Source organism: Desulfovibrio sp. 86 (assembly GCF_902702915.1).
GTDB lineage: Bacteria > Desulfobacterota > Desulfovibrionia > Desulfovibrionales > Desulfovibrionaceae > Desulfovibrio.
On the sequence record NZ_LR738849.1, the window covers coordinates 725,395 to 745,777 of the forward strand.

Below are 20,383 nucleotides of genomic sequence, written 5' to 3' on the forward strand. Positions count from 1 at the left end.
CAGTGTATAACTTGCTGGAATACGGCAAAGCCCGTCTGGCCGCCCTTCGTGGGCAGGCAGAGGCTTTCCGGCAATCCCCCCCGGCCGAGCGCTGGTTTTCCTGCCTGTTCTGGTCCTTCTGGATCTCTCTGGTCACGTTTCCCATGGGCTACGCTATCCGGGACGTCATGCCCGTGGTCTGCCTGGTTTTTCTTGCCCTCTACTACCGTCACAACTGGCAGGGCAGCGTGCTGCGTCGGCTCGGCGCATGGCCGCTCTTTGTCTGCTTCGGGCTTATGGTTATTATTGGCGTCGTCTTTTCCGGCAACGTGGGTTCTTCACTGCTGCATGCCGGTTCCGGCCTGAACAAGGGTTTTATTCTGCCCTTTATCGCCATGGAGTGCGTGCGCAATGAAAAAGACCTGCTCCGGCTGGTGTGGGCCAGTGTTCTGGCCGTGTTCTGGCAGGGGCTGGACGGCATATGTCAGGCCCTGACCGGCAAAGATTTTCTTATGGGCTACCCGCCAAGCAGCGGACGCCTCACAGGCAGCTTTGACGACTATGAGGTGGGCAACTATATTGCCCTGGCCCTGATTCCCGCCTTCAGTCTGTGGTACGTTTTACGCCAGTATTTCTCACGTCTGCCCACGCTGCTGCTCTGTGCGGCAACCCTGTGGCCCGCGTTTTTTCTGCTCGCGGGCGCGGCCAGCCGCAGCGGCGCGCTGGCCATCGCAGCGGCCCTGGGCCTGTGGTGTTTGCTGGCAGGCACGGGCAGCCGGGTGAAAAGCCTGCTCTTCGCCGTTGCGGCCCTTTTACTGATTCTTCTGGCCCAGGGCCGCGCCCGCATGGACGAAGTGTTGGATGACGGCAGATGGAGCCTGTGGAAGATGGGGTGGCGCATCTTTCTTGAACACCCGTGGTTCGGGTCCGGAGCCGGACAGTACAATACAGCCTTTCGTGCCCTTGGCCTCTCACCGGAAAAAGATCTTATCACTATCAGCCATCCGCACAACCTCTACCTTGACATGCTGTATGCGCACGGTCTGGTGGGCTTCACGTTCGGCATGATCTTTCTGCTGGGCTTCAGCTGGTGGGGCTATCAACACATCCGGCCGCAGCTTCTGGCCGAGCGCTCTTACGGAAGAACGGGCATCTACTGGCACATGACGGCATGGTTCTGGATAGGCTTTGTGGCGTGGCTGTTTAACGGCATCTTTGGGCACGATTTCTATCGCGTCTGGTGGCTGGCCCTTGCCATGGGGCATCTGGGCGTCATGATAGGCGCGGTCATCAATGGCCCGGCAGCAGAAAATGCGGCCCGGCCAGCGCCCGTCGAAACAGTGAACAAGGCCGGAGCCCCGCCACAAGCGTGAGGCCAAGTAACGCGCCGCTCGCATAAAACACTGCGGGGCCGGAACACGGGTTCCGGCCCCGCTTCTTTTTCGATCATGCTGCGGAGGACTTGGCCAGGCATGGAGCTACCCTGATCCATTGCCAGGGCATCAAAAAAACAGACCATGGCGCGCTGCGCAAAGCACTCCCTGCGTAACGCGCAAGCAAGGCTGCGCCTGACAACAATCACTCTCCGACAAATTCGTCGGCAGCGGGAGGCGTTCCCTCACCGGCATTCCTGTTGGCGCGCAACAGCGCCATGGCCTCGTCCTTGGTGATGATGCGGCCCCTACACCGCGCATTCTGGAGCGCGTTTTCCGGGCAGTAACCCATCTGCACGCAATTGGGGCCAGCACCGGCAAAAAGGTCGGGGGCAGCCTTGCGGCACAGGTTCAGCATCTGCCACGCAAGATGCCTGATCTCGTACTGGGCGTTGCGACAACAGCGGATGGAAAACCAGTCCAGCAGGGCGTGGGCGTTCATGCCCACGATGGCTTTGAATTCCGTGGCCTGGGGTTTCAGATAGCGCAGATCTTCTTCGGGCAGCCCGGCGTCGAGTCCGGCATCATACCACTGGCGGCCCAGATCGGCCAGATCGCGCCCGCTCAGATTGACTGTGCCGCCGTCAGGCAGGGTCACCTGCGCGGTAAACTCCGCCGCGTTGCGCGGATACACCACTGAATAGCGGCGGTTACCGCCCAGTTCCGCCCGGCCGGATTTGATAAGATAGGAGGCCAGGCGCTTGCGCACAAGCTGGGTTTCGGTAACGCGCGAATATCCCTCAAGGCCGAAGATGAAAAAATCAAATTCCAGTGCGGCCCGGTGCCCGGAAGACAGGATATTCTCAACGATTTTCTTGGAATAGGGCGAGGCCACTATGTCCTCAAGTTCACGCTCGCTGCGCACAAAGCGGGCTGCGATATCCGTATAGATTTTTCCGCCGCCAGCCAGTAGCACCACTTTGCCGTTGCCAGTAAATTTTTCGTCCAGCATTACACCTCCCTGGCGCGGACTACCGCTGCCCTGACAAGCATATGCGAAACGGCATTCAGCAGCAAGACCAGCGCTCAAAATCACAAACCCGTAACGCTTGCGCTCCAAAGGCGCAACACGTCAGCGCCAGTGCATATCTTGACACAGCAGGCCCAAAAAGCCAGAGTGAGAACCGTTTTCCGACGTTTACCGTTTTCGGGACAAGCACCTGCCGTGCCCGGCAGGCTGCCCTTCTGCGACCATTGCCCCGACTGCGGCACAATGGCAGAGACACAGCACTACGTACCCATGAGCTTTAGGGAAACGCTGATGTATTCCGTTCGGCGGACTTGCGTCACTTTTTCTGAAACAGTCGAGGACGGAAGAGTCCACCCCTGCTTCAAGAAAAGATCGCGCCTTGCCAAACGAAACAACTGCGCGTTTCCAAGAAGTTCTTTAATCAGTGTTTTCTTAGCAGCAAGGAGATTACATGAGCCAGCATTCCGCCCCACATGGCAAACCTGACAGCAGCGGTTTTTTCGGCGCTTACGGCGGCCAGTTTGTTCCTGATTCCGTCAAGGCCCGCCTGGACGAGCTGACTGCGGCCATGGAGGCTGCCCTGGCCGATCCCGGATTTTTGCGCGAACTGGACGACCTTTTTCTTCATTACACAGGCCGCCCCAGCCCGGTTTTTCACTGCGCCAACCTGAGCCGCACGCTTGGCGGCGCGCAGATATGGCTTAAACGCGAAGACCTCAACCATCTTGGCGCGCACAAAATCAACAATACCCTTGGGCAGTGCCTGCTGGCCAAAAGAATGGGAAAAACGCGCGTCATCGCCGAAACCGGCGCGGGGCAGCATGGCGTGGCCACTGCGGCCACCGCGGCCCTGATGGGGCTCAAGTGCACCATCTGCATGGGCGAAGTGGACATGGAACGCCAGCGCCTCAACGTCATCCGCATGCGCATGCTCGGAGCCGAAGTGGTGGCCGCCACGTCAGGACAGCGCACCCTCAAGGAAGCCGTGGACGAAGCTCTGGGGCTGTGGGTGGCTGACGACGAAATGTTCTACGTGCTCGGCTCGGCCGTGGGTCCGCACCCCTATCCGTTTATGGTGCGGCAGTTCCAGGCCATAGTGGGCAGTGAAGCCCGCGCCCAGATGCTTGAAGCCAGCGGGCGCCTGCCTGACGTTGTCCTGGCCTGCGTGGGCGGCGGCTCCAACGCCATCGGCATTTTTTCCGGCTTTCTGGACGATGCGGACGTGCGTCTTATGGGCGTGGAACCCGGCGGGCGCGGCAAGGAATACGGCCAGCACGCCGCTTCGCTCTGCCTTGGCGAGCCTGGAGTGCTGCACGGTTTCAACTCCTATATGCTCAAGGACGAAAAGGGCGATGCCGCTGCGGTATACTCCATCTCCGCCGGGCTGGACTACCCGTCCGTGGGGCCGGAGCATTCCATGCTCAAGGACGCGGGACGCGCCGAATACGTCAGCATTGCGGACAAGGAAGCCCTGGACGCCTTCTTTGCCCTGTCCAGGAATGAAGGCATCATTCCCGCGCTTGAGTCCTCGCACGCCCTGGCCCAGGCCATGAAGATGGCTCCTGCCCTGCCCGACACCGCCGTACTGCTGGTCAACCTGTCTGGCCGTGGCGATAAGGACGTGGCCCAGGTAGCCGAAATGATGGAAAAAGGCGAAATATAAGTCCTGATTTCTCCAAGGGCACAGGCCCATAACGCAAAAGCCCCCGTCCACCGGACGGGGGCTTTTGCTGGCCTTTTGGCGGGCACACGCCTGAGGCTTATGGGCTGAAACACCTGAACAAAGGGACAGCCCAATGTGAACTATACGCGGCAATGTTACGGGCACGACACGCACGCGTCTGCGCCGCAGCCGCCAGAACGGTTTCAACGTGAAGCCGCCCTGCTCTGATACTTTTTTATATCACTTCATTGAGCGCCGAAAGCTGTTCCTGCGCCCTGAATTTGTGCTGCAACATGATGGGCAGCGCTTCCGGATCAGCGGGGTCATATTCAAACATGACCGCCGTGCCAAAGCAGGAAAAATACTTGCTGCCGTCCGGGTGAAAGGCCACGTTTTCATTGTAGCCCACGATGGCCTGCGCGCCTTTGTTCATGGCGCGCGCCGCCATGCCGAAAAAAGCTTCCTCGGAATCAAAACCCCGGCAGCACACGAGCCCCAGCACCTTGGCAATACGCCGCCCTTCCACCTGATGCGTGGTCACCACGGGGAATCGCCCGGCCAGAAACACTTCACGGATGCGCGCGGTGGCGTCTGACACACGCGCCTGCTTTTCAGCTTTGCGAGCCTTTTTTTCCTGACCACCGAGTAAAAAAAACATGCCGGACCTCCAGAAACAATGGGATGCACAATGATGACGCTGTCGTGCTCTTTGTTTGCAAAGGCCTTGCCAATAAATTTTTATCCTTTTATTTCATAAAATTATGCGGTCTTGACACCTCATTGTCAGACCATTGACGGCAGTGTCTGCCCATATTCATTCCCTGCAAACGCTCTGGGGGTTTCCGTCCTGCCCGGCAGCAAAGGCGCTACCCTGTCCGGCACATATGCCCGTAAACGCGTAAACCCGCCAATGGCGGGTTTACGCGTTTGTAGTATTGTTTGTCGCTAAAATAGTTACCCTTTTTCAACGGTAACATTCCTAACTTACAATAAAAGTTTTAGGGGGTGGGGGCGTGGGGGAGGGACCCTTTTGCAAAAGGGTCCCTCCCCCACAAAGTATTTCACCCCTCCCCACAAAGTATTTCAACATCCCCCTGCTCTATTGCGCGGGCTGCTTTTTGGTTTCGTCTTCGTGCTTTTCGGGGCGCAGGATGCGGCAAATGGGCTGGGCCGTCGCACGACCGGAGAAAATTTCCTCCGCGCTGGCGTCCAGAGCCTGAGGCAGCACTTCGTCCACGTGATCCACAAAAACGATCTCAAGGTCTTTCAGCACCTCATCGGGCACTTCCTTGAGGTCTTTTTCATTGTCGCGGGGCATGAGCACCTTTTTGATGCCGCTGCGGCGCGCGGCCAGCAGCTTTTCACGCAGGCCGCCAATGGGCAGCACGCGCCCGCGCAGGGATATTTCGCCTGTCATGGCCACGTCGTTGCGCACGGGTATGCCCAGCAGGGCCGACGTGATGGACGTGGCCAGGGTGATGCCCGCCGAGGGGCCGTCCTTGGGCGTGGCGCCCGAGGGCACATGGACGTGGATGTCCACCTTGCGGTGGAAGCGGGTGTCAAGCCCAAGCACTTCGGCCCGCGAACGCACATAGGAAAGCGCCGCCTTGGCCGATTCGGTCATGACCTCGCCCAGTTTGCCCGTGGTGACCACCTGGCCGGAACCGGCCATGAGGGTGGTTTCCACCAGCAGTATTTCGCCGCCGCGCTGGTTGTAGGCAAGCCCTGCGCACACGCCCACCTGCGGCTCGGCCTCGCGCTCGTCATGCCGGTATTTTTTGACGCCCAGAATGGAGGATAGGCTTTGGCGCGAAATGTTCACACACTTGTCCAGGTTGTCCTCTTCCACAAGCTTGATGGCGGTTTTGCGGCACAGGGCGGCAATTTCGCGCTCGAGGTTACGCACGCCGGCCTCGCGGGTGTAGGAACGGATGATCTCAAGGATGGCATTGTCCGACACGCGGATATTGCTTTCCTTGAGGCCGTGCTCCTCTATCTGGCGCGGCAGGAGAAAGTGCCTGGCTATATGACGTTTTTCCGTCTCAAGGTAGCTGTTGAGTTCGATGATCTCCATGCGGTCCAGCAAGGGCACGGGAATGGAGTGCAGCGAGTTGGCCGTGGTTATGAAGAATATCTTGGAGAGGTCGTATTCCAGATCCAGATAGTGATCCATAAAGGTGTGGTTCTGTTCCGGGTCCAGAACCTCCAGCAGGGCCGAGGAGGGGTCCCCACGGTAGTCGGAGGTCATCTTGTCCACTTCATCCAGGCAGAACAATGGGTTATTGTACTTCACCCTCTTGAGGGACTGGATGATCTTGCCCGGCAGCGCCCCCACGTAGGTGCGACGGTGCCCGCGGATTTCGGCCTCATCGCGCACGCCGCCGAGGGACAGACGCACAAAATCGCGTCCTGTGGCCCTGGCCACGGATTTGGCCAGCGACGTCTTGCCCACGCCGGGGGGGCCCACAAGGCAGAGAATGGGGCCCTTGAGCCCGTGCGAAAGCTTCTGCACGGCCAGATACTCAAGGATGCGCTCCTTGGGTTTTTCCAGGCCGTAGTGGTCGCCGTCAAGGATGGCGCGCGCCTTTTCGATATCAATATCTATCTGCTTGAGGTCGTTCCAGGGCAGGTCGAGGATCCAGTCCACATAGTTGCGCACCACCGTGTATTCGGCGGCCGACGGCGGCATGCTGCGCAGCTTCTTGGCTTCTGCAAGGGCCTTCTGACGGGCCTCATCGGGCATGTCGCGGTCCTTGATCTTCTGCTCAAGCTCGTCCACTTCGGCCATGGGGTCGTCATCGCGCCCCATTTCCTTGTTGATGGCCTTGATCTGCTCGTTCAGATAGTATTCGCGCTGGTTGCGCTCCATCTGCACCTTGACGCGGTTCTTGATGCGCTTTTCCACAGAGGCCAGGGCAACTTCGCCGTGCAGCATCTCGTAGGCCAGCTCCAGGCGTTCGGTCACGTCGTCCAGCTCGAGGGCTTCCTGCTTTTTGCGGTAGTCCACCTTGAGATTGGGGATGATGGCGTCGGCCAGGGAGCCGGAATCGTGCAGCGCCATCATGGAGAGCACGGATTCCTGCGAAAGTTTTTTATTGTTTTTGGCAAATTCTTCCAATGCTTCATGCACGGCGCGCACCAGGGCCTCCCGCTCATCGGGGCGGCTCTGCCACTCGTTGCGACGGCTCACGCGCACCATGGCGCACTGCTCGTCATCGCGCAAATCGTTCCAGTTGGCGCGGTACATGCCCTCAAAAAGCACCTTGATGGTGCCGTCGGGCAGGCGCAGCATCTGAAGAACCTTGCTGACAACGCCCACGGGGGCAAGATCCGAAGCGTCGGGTTTTTCCAGTTCCGGCTCGAGCTGGGCGACCAGAAAAATCTGCTTGCTGAAGCTGGCCTGCGCGGCCTCTATGGCTTTGATGGAGGCTTCGCGCCCTACAAAAAGCGGCATGATGGAACGCGGAAACATGACCACCTCGCGCAAAGGCATGATGGGCAGGTCCACGTATTTTACAGTGCCGCGTTCGGATTCAGTCATAGTTTTCCCCTGAATGGCCATATTGGGGCGCAAATGGGCCCCGAACCTGGGAGATTAGAGCAGTTTTACCGATAATGGTAAACAGCTCTGCGCGAACTTTAAAAAAATTCGCGCAGAGATGCAGAGATGTGGCTGCCGGGCGGCGTGCCACAGCACGCGCCCGCTACGCCATATGGGCCGGAATCAGGCGGCGTTACGCGGAGTTGCCGCTCGCCTGCGCCTGCCCGCCCTTGGTGGCCGGGCTTTCGCCCGCCTCGCCGAACAGCAGCACAGGTTCCTTGCCCTTGTCAATGACGGCCTGATTGATAAGGCATTCACGCACATTGGGCATGGAGGGCAGCTTGAACATGATGTCGAGCATGGTGCGTTCCATCACGTTGCGCAGACCGCGCGCGCCGGTTTTACGCTCAATGGCCTTGGCGGCAATGGCCTTGAGGGAGTTGGGCGTAAACCGCAGGGTCACGTTCTCGAACCCGAACAGCTTCTGGTACTGACGCACCAGGGCGTTTTTGGGTTCAGTGAGAATACGCACGAGATCAGCTTCATCCAGTTCATCCACATGCGTGATGATGGGTATGCGGCCCACGAATTCGGGAATAAGGCCGAACTTCACCAGATCCTGCGGGTGAATCCTGTCCAGCAGTTCGCTCAGGGGCATGTCCTTGCTGGCGCGCACCTTGGCGCCAAAGCCCATGGCCCCGCCGCTCATGCGCGATTCCACAATCTTGTCCAGTCCCACAAAGGCGCCGCCCACGATGAACAGGATGTTGTTCGTGTTCATGCGGATGAATTCCTGCTGCGGGTGCTTGCGGCCCCCCTTGGGCGGAATGTTGGCCTCGGTGCCTTCAATGATCTTCAGCAGGGCCTGCTGCACGCCCTCACCTGACACGTCGCGGGTAATGGACGGGCCGTCGCCCTTGCGGGAAATCTTGTCGATTTCGTCCACATAAATGATGCCCTTGCTGGCGGCTTCAAGATCGTAGTCCGCATTCTGGAGAAGCTGCACCAGAATGTTTTCCACATCTTCACCCACATACCCGGCTTCCGTCAGGGTTGTGGCGTCGGCAATGGCAAAGGGCACGCGCAACACGCGGGCCAGGGTTTTGGCCAGCAGGGTTTTGCCGCTGCCCGAAGGCCCGACCAGCAGGATATTGCTTTTTTCAAGCTCCACGCCGTCATCGCCCAGGGCGTCAGCGTAGAACACGCGTTTGTAGTGGTTGTGCACGGCCACAGAAAGGATCTTTTTGGCCTCGTGCTGTCCGATGACGTACTGGTCAAGCCTGTCCTTGATTTCCTGCGGAGACAGCAGGCGCTCGTCGCCCTCGGTGCTTTCCACCTGATCGCGGGCAATGATGTCGTTGCAGGCTTTGACGCACTTGTCGCAAATGCTTGCGCCGTCCTGCACGATAAGGTTGCGCACCTCAAGCTCGCTGCGCCCGCAAAAGGAGCAGGTCAAAGGTTCGCTGACCGTGGGTTTGTCGTTCTTGGCCATATTATTCGCTCTTTTCCTGAGCCATCTCGTGGCGCGAAGTGAGCACGCGGTCAATGATGCCCAGATCTCTGGCTTCTTCAGGAGTCAAAAAGTTATCGCGTTCGGTCGCCTTGACGATATCCTTGAAGGGGCGGCCGGTATGTTCGGCAAGCATGCGGTTGAGGCGTTCCTTGAGGCGGAGCACTTCGCGGGCATGGATTTCAATATCCGTGGCCTGCCCCTGATAGCCCGCCGAAGGCTGATGGATCATGATCTGGCTGTTGGGCAGGGCAAAGCGCATGCCAGGCTTGCCCGCGGCCAGAAGGAAGGCGCCCATGCTGGCCGCCCGCCCCATGCACACCGTGGAAACAGGCGCTGAAATGAAGCGCATGGTGTCATAAATGGCAAGACCGGCAGTAACCGATCCGCCAGGGGAGTTGATATAAAGATTGATTTCTTTTTCCGGGTCCTGCGATTCAAGGAAAAGCAGCTGCGCGCAGATGAGCGAGGCCACGGTGTCGTTGACCTCGGAGCCCAGCAGAACGATGCGGTCCTTGAGCAGGCGCGAGTAGATATCATAGGCGCGTTCGGAACGGCCAGTGGTTTCGATAACCATAGGAACTAGCGACATGTGAGCCTCACTACATGGCCTCAGGGGCCGGATATGGCAGCCCGGGAACGCCCGGGCCGCAAAAAAAGCAAAAGGCGGCCTTAGGGCCGCCTTCCCTTATTCTTATTTGTCTTCCTTGTCGCCGGGCTGAGCGCTGGCGGATGCGCCTGGCGCGGCGTCGGGGGCTTTTGGCTCCACTTCTTTGACATTGGCCTTGGCGTATACAAGGTCCATGGCCTTGTCGGCCAGCATGCGATCACGCAACACGAAGATCATGCCCGAGCGTTCGTACTGCTCGCGCAGGGACTTGAAATCTTCGCCAGTGCGCATGGCAAGCTGGTAAATCTGTGTGGTGACTTCGTGGTCGGTAACGTCCAGCCCTTCCTTCTTGGCGATGGAAAGCAGCAGAACCTGAGAGCGGGCCAGCTCATCGGCCTGGGGCTGGGTTTCTTTACGAAGTTCCTCTATGCTCTTGCCAAGGCTTTCCAGGCTACGGCCCTGACGTTCCAGCCTGGCGGCCATGTCGCCCAGCAGTGTGTTCATCTGGGTTTCCACAAGACTGGGGGGTAATTCAAACTGCACCATCTTGAGCAGGGCGTCCAGCAGGTTTTTCTGCGCCACGCTCTTGCTCAGATTGGTACGGCTCTGGATGTAGCTGTTGGCAATGGTTTCTTTCAGCTTGTCCACGCTTTCAAGGCCAAGGGTCTTGGCAAGCTCGTCATTGAGTTCGGGCAGCTTGCGTTCCTTGATGGCGTGCACCTTGACCTTCATGGTCACGGTCTTGCCCGCCAGATCCTTGGCAAGAAAATCATCGGGAAAACGGATTTCGCCCTCGCCTTCTTCGCCGTACTTCACGGTCTTGACCAGGGCTTCAAAGTCTTCCAGGGCCTGGCGTTCGCCAAGGGCCAGATCAAAGCTTTCAGCCTTGACGCCTTCAATGGGTTCGCCGTTATCAAAGGCAGCAAAGTCAACGGTGGCTATCTGGCCGTCCACGGCGGGGCCTGCGCCGTCTACAGGCACAAGCTCGGCGCGGTCGCGCAGGATACGGTCAAGCACGTCCTGCACTTCTTTTTCGTCCAGCACCACTTTTTCCTGCTCCACATCCATACCTTCGTAGGGGGGCAAATCAAAGGCGGGCAGAACTTCAAATTCGATGGTGTACGAAAAGCCCTTGCCGCGATCAAAGGTGTCGGGCGTGTCCACATCAAGGCCGGCAAGGGGCGAGACGTCGAGCTTCTGCATCACATCATTAATATGCACATTGATGAGGTCCTGACGGGCCTCATCATAAATCTTGTCGCGGAAGCGCTGTTCAATAACCGAGGCCGGGACTTTGCCCTTACGGAAACCGTCAACCTGCACGGAGGTTTTATACAGGGCGACCGCCCCCATAATGGCGGCTTCGACTTCCTGGGGTTCCGTGGTGATGACGACCTTTTTTCTTACCGGCGAGATATCTTCAGCGCTATATTCCACGAGGGGCTCCTTTTATGGGTGGACGTGATGGTGCGAGAGGGGGGACTTGAACCCCCATACCTATGGTGCTGGATTCTAAGTCCAGTGCGTCTACCAATTCCGCCACTCTCGCAAAGCGTGTTTCCATAGCACACTTGCTCCCGGCCCGCAAGCCGTGACCTGCTCCGCCGGAGGTTCGAGACACGTGGCGGCGTGTGTGGAATTGGCGCCAAAAACGTAACTCTTTAATACTAATGCCTTCCGAAACAATGGCAACAGGCAAAGCGAAAAAAAGCGACAGACATGTGACAAGAGCGCGCGCCACGCCCGCGCTCATCTTTTTCAAAGGCAGCGGTGGCCGGGCCAAACCGAGGCATGGAGTCGGGATAGCTCGCATGACCTGCCTGCGGAATTTCGCTTCAGATCAAAAAGACTCCGTGCTGTACCCAAACACAATAAGAGTTTTAGGGGGTGGGGGCGTGGGGGAGGAGACCCTTTTTAGAGCATTTGGCTTTTGAAAAAAGTTAAATGCTCTTACGCTGCACGAGAGTGCAGCGCGCCACAACGTGGCGTGGATTCTGCCGAAAATCGCATTTTCGGCAGAATGATACCTTTGAAATGTGAATATTTCAAAGGTAATCTGGTCTAAATCGGGTCCCTCCCCCACAAAGTTTTTCACCCGTCCCCCACAAAGTTTTTCACCCGTCCCACATCTAACGCAGCACCAGGGCCTTGCCGTCGGGTCGGGCCTCCACAACCTCGCCCACCAGGCAGGCCAGATCCCCGCCTGCCAGCAGCAACTGTCGCGCCTGCTCAACCTGATGGGGTTGCACGGCCAGCAATAGTCCGCCAGAGGTCTGGGCGTCAAAAGCGAGGCTTTCCACAGCTTCGTCCACGCCCTCGTGGACCAAGGTCGCGCAGGAGCAGTGCTTGCGGTTCAAATGGCTGCCAGCCGGGATAAGTCCGTCACGCGCATACTCCAGCGCGCGCGGCAAAAGCGGCAAGGCCTCGGCGTCAAGCACCACGCAGACGCCCGATGCCTGCGCCATTTCAAGCGCATGCCCGCCAAGCCCGAAACCAGTAATGTCCGTTGCGGCCACCACCTTGAGCATGCGGATCACTTCACCGCCAACGCTGTTCAGGCGGGAGCACCAGCGGGCGACCTCGGCTTCACTTTCTTCTGCGCCGTCCCAGCGCGCCTTGACCGCCGTAGCCAACACGCCCGTTCCCAGAGGCTTTGTCAAAAGCAGTTTCTGCCCTGGCGCAAGTCCGTCATTGCGGGCCATGTGCGCCGGATCAATGATGCCGGTGACGGCGAGCCCGTACTTGAGTTCGTCGTCCTGCACCGTGTGGCCGCCGGCAAGCACGGCTCCGGCCTCATTCATGGCGTCAAGTCCACCGCGCAGAATGGAAGCAAGAATGCCTTGAGGATCGTCCTCGGCCAAAGCCTGAGGAAAAAACGCCACGTTCATGGCGCTCCAGGGCTCACCACCCATGGCGTACACGTCAGAAAGGGCATTGGCTGCGGCAATGCGGCCAAAGCTGAAAGCGTCGTTGACGATGGGCGCAAGAATATCCACGGTCTGCACCAGCGCGCGGCCTGGCGGCACGGTCAGGACCACGGCGTCCTCATTACGGGCGCGGCCAGCCAGCACACGGGCTTCAAGGTCGGGCCGGGAACCGGAGGGCAGACCGCGCAACAAACGCTCCAGAGCCCCTGGAGCAAGTTTGGCAGCTCAGCCTGCGGCGCGGGCTTTTTCCAAAAGCTTCATGCGCGTCTCCTCATTATACGTTATTTTGCAACAAAATTTTTTACAGTATGCACTCTTACTGTTCAAAGGTCAAAACCTGGACGCAATAATGAGAGGCAGGACGGTGCTGGACGCAAGCGCCTTTGACAATTTTCGCCGTGCATACGAGAAACTGTCTTAACTGAAGCACGCGCACGCGCTTTGGTAAAGCCATAAAATGAAAAGGGGCGCTGAGCGCCCCTTTTCAATATATTCTGCGTCGTTGAAAAGACATTGCCTAGTTGGCTTCGGCCTTTTCCGTGACAGTTCCAGCTTCTTCAGCCTTGGGCTTGCGCTTGGGCTTGACCGGCGCTTCTTCGGCAGCCTTGGGGGCTTCCGTTGCAACAGTTTCGGCGCTGTGGGTCAGTTCAATAAAAGCCATGGGGGCGTTGTCGCCCTTGCGGGGCATGGCCAGCTTGAGGATACGGGTGTATCCGCCAGGCACGCCAGCGAAAACAGGGCCGATTTCATCAAACAGACGCTTGACCAGGGCATGATCATTGAGCACACGGTAGGCCTGACGGCGGGCGTGCAGGTCATTGCGCTTGGCAAGGGTAATCAGGGGCTCCACAACGCGGCGAAGTTCCTTGGCCTTGATTTCCGTGGTGCAGATTTTGCCGTGGATCAGCAGCGCCTTGGCGAGATTGTGCAACAACGCCTTACGGTGCGCAGGAGTACGCGAAAGTTTCCTGCCGGAATTGCTATGCCTCATTTTGCTGCTTCCTTTTCCATTCCTGATATTTCTTTTCGAAAGAGTCGACCTTGATGCCGAAGTCGAATCCCATGCTCAACAGCACACTCTTGATTTCGTCCAGCGATTTGCGGCCGAAATTCTTGGTCTTGAGCATTTCAGCTTCAGTGCGCTGCACCAGTTCGCCCACAAGCGCTATATTGGCGCTGCGCAGGCAGTTGGTGGCGCGTACCGAAAGCTCAAGATCGTCGATGCTTTTGAACAGGAGTTCATTCACTTCGCCGCTTTCGTTCCCGCCGTTGCGCATATCGCCGGACACACGTTCATCAAAGTTGATGAAAACGGATATCTGATCCTTGATGATCTTGGCGCTGTATGCAATGGCGTCTTCGGGCGTAAGCGAGCCGTCAGTCCACACTTCCAGCAGGAGGCGGTCATAGTTTGTCATCTGGCCCACGCGGGCCTGTTCCACCGTGTACGCAACTTTGCGGACAGGGGAAAAGCTGGAATCCAGCTTGATGAGGCCGATTTCATCGGCCAGACCCTCATGCATGTCGGCGGGCACATAGCCCTTGCCCATGCGGGCCTCAAACTCCATCTCCAGCACCACGTCCTCGGTGAGGGTCGCGATGTGCAAATCAGGGTTGAGTACTTCTACGTGCTGGTTGGGCACGATATCGGCAGCAGTGACCGGTCCCTTGCGTTCAACGCGAAGGGTCAGGCGCTGGGGCTCTTCAGTGTCCATGCGCAAACGCACCTGCTTGATGTTGAGGATGACATCAGTGATGTCTTCCAGCACACCGTGGATGCTGGTGAACTCGTGCTGCACGCCGATGATTTTCACCGACACAAAGGCAGAGCCCTGAAGGGAGGCCAGAAGAACGCGACGCATGGCGTTGCCAATGGTGGTTCCGTAGCCCCTTTCCAGAGGTTCACAGACAAACTTGCCGTGTGTGCCGCTGGCGGTCTCTTCTTCGCGCATAATCTGGTCAGGCTTGACAAGCTCGGACCAGTTGCGCGCATTGATAAGGCGTTCGCCCTGTTTAATAAGCATGCGAACCCCCGGTTATTTCGAGTAAAGTTCGACGATGAGCTGCTCGTTGACGGGGAACTGGATGTCGTCACGCTGCGGCATGGCCTTGACAGTGCCCTTGAAGGCAGCACCATCGGCTTCAAGCCAGGCGGGGCAGCCACGGCGGGCAATCACTTCCTGCGCTTCTGCAAGCACGGGAATTTTGCGGTTCTGTTCGGGCACTTCAATGCTGTCGCCCACACGAACCTGCAAGGAGGGGATGTCCACCTTGCGGCCGTTGAGGGTAAACACGCCGTGACGCACAAGCTGGCGAGCCTGGTTGCGCGAGTTGGCGAACCCGAGACGGAAAACCACGTTATCCAGACGACGTTCAAGAATGACGAGCAGGTTGGTGCCTGTAACACCCTTCTGCATATCGGCTTTCACAAAGTATCCGTGGAACTGGCGTTCCAGGATACCGTAAATGCGGCGCGTCTTCTGCTTTTCACGCAGCTGCACTGCGTATTCGCTCACCTTCTTGCGGGCACGGCCGTGCTGGCCGGGAGCGTAGGGGCGGCGATCGTAGGCGCATTTGTCAGTGAAGCAGCGGTCGCCCTTCAAAAAGAGCTTGCAGCCCTCGCGGCGACACATGCGGCACTTGGCTTCAGTATATTTGGCCATGTATTAATCCTCTTACGTTACTGGCTCTGCCGGAGCAGGGCCGGTCTAGACGCGGCGGCGCTTGGGCGGCCGGCAGCCATTGTGCGGAATGGGCGTGACATCACGAATAAAGGCGACCTTCATGCCTGCGGCCGAAATGGCGCGCATGGCAGCTTCACGGCCGGAGCCGGGGCCTTTCACATAGATGCCTACAGTACGCATGCCGTTGTCCTGCGCCTTGCGGGCGGCCGTTTCGGCAGCCACCTGGGCCGCGAAAGGCGTGGACTTGCGTGAGCCCTTGAAGCCGCTCTGGCCCGAAGAAGCCCAGGAAACGGCGTTTCCGCGCGTATCCGTAAAAGTAATAATGGTATTGTTAAACGAAGCCTGGATGTGGGCTATGCCCACCGGCACGTTTTTCTTTTCCTTTTTCTTGACCGCTTTTTTGGGTCTGGCCATATCAATCCCTCTGGATGGAGCTTGTCAGATTTATGCTCCGCGCGCGGCGGAAAATCCGTTCGTCCTCACGGCAGCACGAATGCTGCGTCCGCTTTACAAACTGCGACAAGCGCAGCCCGCACGCCTACTTCTTCTTGCCTACCGCACCGCGACGGGGTCCCTTACGGGTACGCGCGTTGGTGTGTGTGCGCTGGCCGTGCACGGGCAGCCCGCGACGGTGACGAAGGCCGCGATAGCAACCAATGTCCATAAGACGTTTAATATTACCGGACACGTCACGGCGAAGATCGCCTTCCACCTTGTAGTGCTGTTCGAGTTCCTTACGGATCTCGTTCACTTCGTCAGCGGAGAGGTCGTCGATACTACGCTCCCAGTTGACTCCGGTGGTGTCCAGAATTTTCATGGCCGTGGTACGGCCAATGCCATAAATATAGGTGAGCGCTACGTCCACCCGCTTGCCTCGCGGCAAATCAACACCTGCTATTCTCGCCACAATATGTCTCCTGCCTAGCCCTGACGCTGTTTGTGCCGGGGGTTTTCGCAGATAACTCGAAGCACTCCCTTGCGCCGGATAACCTTACACTTGGGGCATATTTTCTTGACGGAAGGTCTTACTTTCATTCCATTTCTCCAATAAGAGCCTTTGCTTTGACAGATAAAGTCTCCGGCAACCGGCCATTAACCGCACAAACGGCTCGACCGACGCCCTCAAAAAAAATAGGGCGTGAACGAAAGTCTTTATCCGGCTTTATCTGTTCTGTCAACCTTCAATGGTGTGCCGGTTGAGTCCGCGATCCGAGATGCTGAGGATTTGCGGTCCGGACGGCGTTATGGCCACACTGTGTTCAAAGTGTGCGGCCCACTGGCCGTCGCGCGTCACCGCAGTCCACTGGTCGTCAAGGATGTCAACCTCATACGTGCCCATGGTCACCATAGGTTCTATGGCTATGACCATACCGTTTTGCAATGTCAGACCGCGCATGCCGGGCCTGAAGTTGGGCACTTCGGGCTTTTCATGCATCTTGGCGCCAACGCCGTGTCCCACAAAACGCCGGACCACGCCGAAACCGGCTGCTTCCACATAATCCTGCACGGCCGCGCCGATGCTGTACACATCATTGCCTGCCCGTGCCTGCTCAATGCCAACGTAGAGGCTTTCCTCGGTAATTCGCATGAGCCTGCGGGCTTCGTCGCTCACCTTTCCCACAGGGAAGGTGCGTGCGGCGTCACCCACAAAGCCTTCAAAGACCACGCCCATATCCACACTGACGATGTCCCCTTCCTCAAGCAGCCGCGTGGAGGGAAAACCGTGCACCACCTGTTCGTTGACCGAGCAGCACAGTGCAAAAGGATAGCCGCAGTAGCCCAAAAAGGCCGGTTTGACCTTGTAATCAGCACACATATCGCGCGCCAACTCTTCAAGACGCATGGTTGGAAGGCCTGGGGCCACCATGTCGCCCACTGCATCAAGAACGTTGGCGACCATACGGTTGGCTTCGCGCAGGCAGCCTATTTCACGCTCGTTCTTGATGTACGCGCCCTGGTATTTTTTCATACTACCAATCACCCGTTGTTTTACAGCCGGCCGCTTTTGCGCGCCTTGGCCATAAGACCCTGGTACTGGCTGGAGATCATGTGCGACTCCACCTGATTCATAAAGTCCATGGCCACACCCACGAGGATCAGCAGGCTTGTGCCGCCAAAAAAGAACGGCACGTTGAAGTTGCTGATGAGCAGCATGGGCAGAAGGCAGACCAATGAAATGTAGGTGGCCCCCGAAAGGGTCAGCCGTGTAAGCACCGTATCAACATACTCCTGCGTCTTGTCGCCAGGGCGTATGCCAGGGATGAACCCGCCGTTCTTCTTGAGATTCTCGGCCATATCCTTGGGATCAAAAATAATGGCCGTGTAGAAGTAGCAGAAGAAGAACATGAGGCCCACGTACAGCACATTGTAGGCTACACCGTGGGGCGAGAACAGTTCCGCCGCATGCTTCACGTATTCGTTGCTGGAAAACTGGCCGATGGTGGCCGGAAACAGCAGGAGCGAAGAAGCGAAGATGGGGGGAATGACGCCAGCGGTGTTAAGACGCAAAGGCAGGTGGGAGTTCTGCCCACCGTACATCTTGCGGCCCACCTGACGCTTGGCGTAGCTGATGGGTATGCGCCGTTGCGCCCTTTCGACAAAGACGATGGCCACAAGCACTGCGGCCATGAAAACCAGAATGACGGCAGCCATGAATATGCTCATGTCGCCAGCCTGGATCAACGCCACGGACTGAATGAGGCCGCGCGGAATGCCGACCACGATGCCGCAGAAAATGATAAGCGATATGCCGTTGCCGATGCCGCGTTCGGTGATCTGTTCGCCCAGCCACATGACCAGTACCGAACCAGCGGTAAAGGTGGCCATGGTGACCATGCGGAACTGCCAGCCGGGATTGAGCACGATGGACGTTCCCGCAGGGCTCGTCATGTTCTCAAGGCCCACGGCGATCCCGAGTCCCTGCACCAGAGCGATGAGCACGGTAAGGTAGCGGGTGTACTGGGTGAGCTTGCGCCGCCCGGCCTGCCCTTCTTCCTTGGCCATGCGCTTCACGTCAGGACTGATGACCTGGAGCAGCTGCATGATGATGCTGCCCGAGATATACGGCATGACGCCCAGGGCAAAGACGGAAACGTTGGACAGTCCGCCGCCGGAGAACATGTCAAAAAGGCTGAACAGCGTCCCCTGCATGCTTTTGAAAAAAGATGCCAGAGCGGCGGCGTCCACACCCGGAATGGGCACATGCACACCGATACGGTAGCAGCACAAAATCAGGAAGGTCCAGCCAAGCCGCTTAACCAGCGAAGGCTGCCCCGCCATAGTATTTGCCGTTCCTACTGCCATGTAAGACTCTTTGCGTTTGTGCGCCAGTAGCGCAGTATGTGCATAGCCCCACTGCCTTCCCCAAAAGGGAAGCAATGAGGCAGATGCCAGGCATTGACAGGGTCACGACCCTGAAAACCGCAGGCCCGACGCTCGGCCGGACACAAGGGTTTTCGCCTTTCCGCACGGCTTTCGCCAGCTGCGGAACAAACCGGCCGGTCATGAAACCGGCCGGTTTGACGTCAACAGTTATTCCGCAGGAGCCGCTTCAAGCTCGCTCACTTCGCCGCCAGCAGTGCGGATTTTTTCCGCAGCGCCCTGGCTGAACTTGTGAGCCTCGACCTTGAAAGCGCCCTTGACTTCACCGCGCGAAAGAATCTTCACGGGAGAGCCCATGCGGGCCAGGCCGCGGGCGTAGATGTCGTCAAGCGTGATGTCGTTTTTGCCTTCAAAGGCTTCCAGCAGGCGGTCAAGATTGATCACGCTGTAGGTAACCTTAAAAGGGGCATTCTTGAAGCCGTGCTTGGGCAGACGGCGTTGCAGGGGCATCTGGCCGCCTTCGAAGCCAGGGGCCACACCGCCACCGGCACGGGCATTCTGGCCTTTGTGGCCTTTGCCCGCCGTGCAACCCAGACCGGAACCAGAGCCACGGCCCACGCGACGGCGGGTCTTGCGCTCTTCCGGAAAAGGAAAGAGATTGTGCAGTTGCATGGTATATGTCCTCCGACCGTTATTCGATAACGGTCACCATATGCGGAACTTTGGCGATGATGCCCCGGATGGCCGGGGTGTCCTTGAACGTCTTGACCATCTCGCGGCGCTTGAGGCCAAGGGAGTCCAGCAGCCTGCGTTGCGCGGGCGTGGTGCCGATGCGCGAGCGCACGAGTTTAACCTTGATTTCTGCCATGACTACTTCCTCGGAGCTTCGAGCTTTTTGCCGCGCAGAACCGAAACATCGTCGGCGCTGCGCAGGGCGACAAGACCCTGCATGGTGGCGCGAAGCACGTTGTGCGGGTTGTTGGTGCCAATGGCCTTGGCAAGCACGTCGCGCACGCCGGCAGCTTCCATAATGGCGCGCACAGCGCCACCGGCGATGATGCCGGTACCTTCGGAGGCGGGCTTGAGCATGACACGTCCGGCGCCGAAGCGGCCCAGAATTTCATAGGGCAGCGTGCCGTCCACAAGGGCAACCTGTACACGGTTCTTGCGAGCGCGTTCGGTCGCCTTGCGCAGGGCTTCGGGCACTTCCTGGGCTTTGCCGAGGCCGAAGCCCACGCCGCCCTTGCCGTCGCCTACCACCACAAGGGCGCTGAAGCTGAAGCGACGGCCACCCTTAACCACTTTTGCCACGCGGTTGAGGGAAACGATCTTTTCGATTTCGCCCAACTCGTTCTGCTGAGTTTCGGTATTTTCCTGACGCATATTAGAACTCCAGGCCGCCTTCGCGGGCGCCATCGGCTACGGCTTTGACGCGACCGTGATAAAGATACCCGTTGCGATCGAATACCACCTTGCTGATATTCTTCTCCTTGGCCATGCGGGCAATCTCCATGCCCACCTTTTCTGCGCCGCTCTTGTTGCAGTGCATACCAGCTTCGTTCTTGGCGAGCGAAAGCGTGGAGGTGGCCACCAGGGTGGCGCCGTCCAGATCGTCAACGATCTGGGCATAGACATGCAGGTTGGACCTGTAAATAACCAGACGCGGGCGCTCGGCGGTACCGCTGATCTTTTTGCGAATGCGGACCTTGCGGCGCTGCCGCGATTCATTCTTGCTGTAATTCATG

The 20,383-nt window shown here is 58.3% G+C and carries 21 protein-coding genes and 1 tRNA gene; 2 read left to right on the forward strand and 20 right to left on the reverse strand.

Annotated elements, in window-relative coordinates; translation table 11 throughout:
- Positions 1-2 precede the first annotated feature (2 nt).
- The gene (locus tag DESU86_RS03075; protein WP_179979703.1) at positions 3-1,352 is read left to right on the forward strand and encodes an O-antigen ligase family protein; all 1,350 of its coding nucleotides are present in this window, start codon (positions 3-5) and stop codon (positions 1,350-1,352) included.
- A gap of 205 nt (positions 1,353-1,557) precedes the next feature.
- Here DESU86_RS03075 and DESU86_RS03080 read toward each other — a convergent pair whose 3' ends face one another.
- Positions 1,558-2,364, reverse strand: coding sequence for an FAD-dependent thymidylate synthase (locus DESU86_RS03080; protein WP_179979704.1), 807 nt, complete (start codon positions 2,362-2,364; stop codon positions 1,558-1,560).
- Between the two features lie 469 nt (positions 2,365-2,833).
- On the opposite strand from DESU86_RS03080, the gene trpB reads away from it, so the two are divergent.
- On the forward strand, positions 2,834-4,045 hold the full coding sequence (trpB, locus tag DESU86_RS03085) for a tryptophan synthase subunit beta (protein WP_179979705.1): 1,212 nt from the start codon (positions 2,834-2,836) through the stop codon (positions 4,043-4,045).
- 235 nt (positions 4,046-4,280) lie between these two features.
- Here the strand turns inward: trpB and DESU86_RS03090 are convergent, their stop codons facing one another.
- From DESU86_RS03090 to rplR, 19 genes are all read right to left on the reverse strand, one after another.
- Positions 4,281-4,703, reverse strand: a complete 423-nt coding sequence (locus tag DESU86_RS03090; RefSeq protein ID WP_179979706.1) for a hypothetical protein — start codon at positions 4,701-4,703, stop codon at positions 4,281-4,283.
- Between the two features lie 441 nt (positions 4,704-5,144).
- Entirely contained in the window at positions 5,145-7,586 is a 2,442-nt protein-coding gene (gene lon / locus DESU86_RS03095) for an endopeptidase La (protein WP_179979707.1), read from the reverse strand.
- A 193-nt stretch (positions 7,587-7,779) separates the two neighbouring features.
- Complete coding sequence (clpX, locus tag DESU86_RS03100) at positions 7,780-9,078, reverse strand: ATP-dependent Clp protease ATP-binding subunit ClpX (RefSeq protein WP_179979708.1); 1,299 nt, start codon at positions 9,076-9,078, stop codon at positions 7,780-7,782.
- Between the two features lies 1 nt (position 9,079).
- Complete coding sequence (gene clpP / locus DESU86_RS03105) at positions 9,080-9,688, reverse strand: ATP-dependent Clp endopeptidase proteolytic subunit ClpP (RefSeq protein WP_179979709.1); 609 nt, start codon at positions 9,686-9,688, stop codon at positions 9,080-9,082.
- 102 nt (positions 9,689-9,790) lie between these two features.
- Positions 9,791-11,143: a trigger factor gene (gene tig, locus DESU86_RS03110; RefSeq protein WP_179979710.1), complete on the reverse strand. Its 1,353-nt coding sequence runs from the start codon at positions 11,141-11,143 to the stop codon at positions 9,791-9,793.
- Positions 11,144-11,171: 28 nt separating this feature from the next.
- Positions 11,172-11,255, reverse strand: a tRNA-Leu gene (locus tag DESU86_RS03115).
- A gap of 580 nt (positions 11,256-11,835) precedes the next feature.
- On the reverse strand, positions 11,836-12,894 hold the full coding sequence (gene selD / locus DESU86_RS03120) for a selenide, water dikinase SelD (protein ID WP_179979711.1): 1,059 nt from the start codon (positions 12,892-12,894) through the stop codon (positions 11,836-11,838).
- Between the two features lie 256 nt (positions 12,895-13,150).
- Positions 13,151-13,624 carry a 50S ribosomal protein L17 gene (gene rplQ / locus DESU86_RS03125; RefSeq protein WP_179979712.1) on the reverse strand — a complete coding sequence of 158 codons (474 nt, stop codon included), beginning with the start codon at positions 13,622-13,624 and terminating at the stop codon, positions 13,151-13,153.
- Positions 13,614-14,657, reverse strand: coding sequence for a DNA-directed RNA polymerase subunit alpha (locus DESU86_RS03130; RefSeq protein ID WP_179979713.1), 1,044 nt, complete (start codon positions 14,655-14,657; stop codon positions 13,614-13,616). The genes rplQ and DESU86_RS03130 overlap by 11 nt, the downstream gene beginning before the upstream one ends.
- A gap of 12 nt (positions 14,658-14,669) precedes the next feature.
- Entirely contained in the window at positions 14,670-15,296 is a 627-nt protein-coding gene (gene rpsD / locus DESU86_RS03135; protein ID WP_179979714.1) for a 30S ribosomal protein S4, read from the reverse strand.
- Positions 15,297-15,341: 45 nt separating this feature from the next.
- Positions 15,342-15,731, reverse strand: a complete 390-nt coding sequence (gene rpsK / locus DESU86_RS03140) for a 30S ribosomal protein S11 (protein ID WP_179979715.1) — start codon at positions 15,729-15,731, stop codon at positions 15,342-15,344.
- 124 nt (positions 15,732-15,855) lie between these two features.
- A complete protein-coding gene (rpsM, locus tag DESU86_RS03145) occupies positions 15,856-16,224 on the reverse strand; it encodes a 30S ribosomal protein S13 (protein ID WP_179979716.1) in 369 nt (122 codons plus the stop codon).
- Positions 16,225-16,238: 14 nt separating this feature from the next.
- On the reverse strand, positions 16,239-16,352 hold the full coding sequence (rpmJ, locus tag DESU86_RS03150; RefSeq protein WP_005027799.1) for a 50S ribosomal protein L36: 114 nt from the start codon (positions 16,350-16,352) through the stop codon (positions 16,239-16,241).
- A 139-nt stretch (positions 16,353-16,491) separates the two neighbouring features.
- Positions 16,492-17,286: a type I methionyl aminopeptidase gene (map, locus tag DESU86_RS03155; protein ID WP_179979717.1), complete on the reverse strand. Its 795-nt coding sequence runs from the start codon at positions 17,284-17,286 to the stop codon at positions 16,492-16,494.
- 20 nt (positions 17,287-17,306) lie between these two features.
- Entirely contained in the window at positions 17,307-18,620 is a 1,314-nt protein-coding gene (gene secY, locus DESU86_RS03160; RefSeq protein ID WP_179979718.1) for a preprotein translocase subunit SecY, read from the reverse strand.
- Between the two features lie 228 nt (positions 18,621-18,848).
- Positions 18,849-19,310, reverse strand: a complete 462-nt coding sequence (rplO, locus tag DESU86_RS03165; RefSeq protein ID WP_179979719.1) for a 50S ribosomal protein L15 — start codon at positions 19,308-19,310, stop codon at positions 18,849-18,851.
- A 19-nt stretch (positions 19,311-19,329) separates the two neighbouring features.
- On the reverse strand, positions 19,330-19,506 hold the full coding sequence (gene rpmD, locus DESU86_RS03170; protein WP_179979720.1) for a 50S ribosomal protein L30: 177 nt from the start codon (positions 19,504-19,506) through the stop codon (positions 19,330-19,332).
- A 2-nt stretch (positions 19,507-19,508) separates the two neighbouring features.
- Entirely contained in the window at positions 19,509-20,021 is a 513-nt protein-coding gene (gene rpsE, locus DESU86_RS03175) for a 30S ribosomal protein S5 (protein WP_179979721.1), read from the reverse strand.
- A 1-nt stretch (position 20,022) separates the two neighbouring features.
- A complete protein-coding gene (rplR, locus tag DESU86_RS03180; protein WP_179979722.1) occupies positions 20,023-20,382 on the reverse strand; it encodes a 50S ribosomal protein L18 in 360 nt (119 codons plus the stop codon).
- Between the last annotated feature and the right edge of the window lies 1 nt (position 20,383).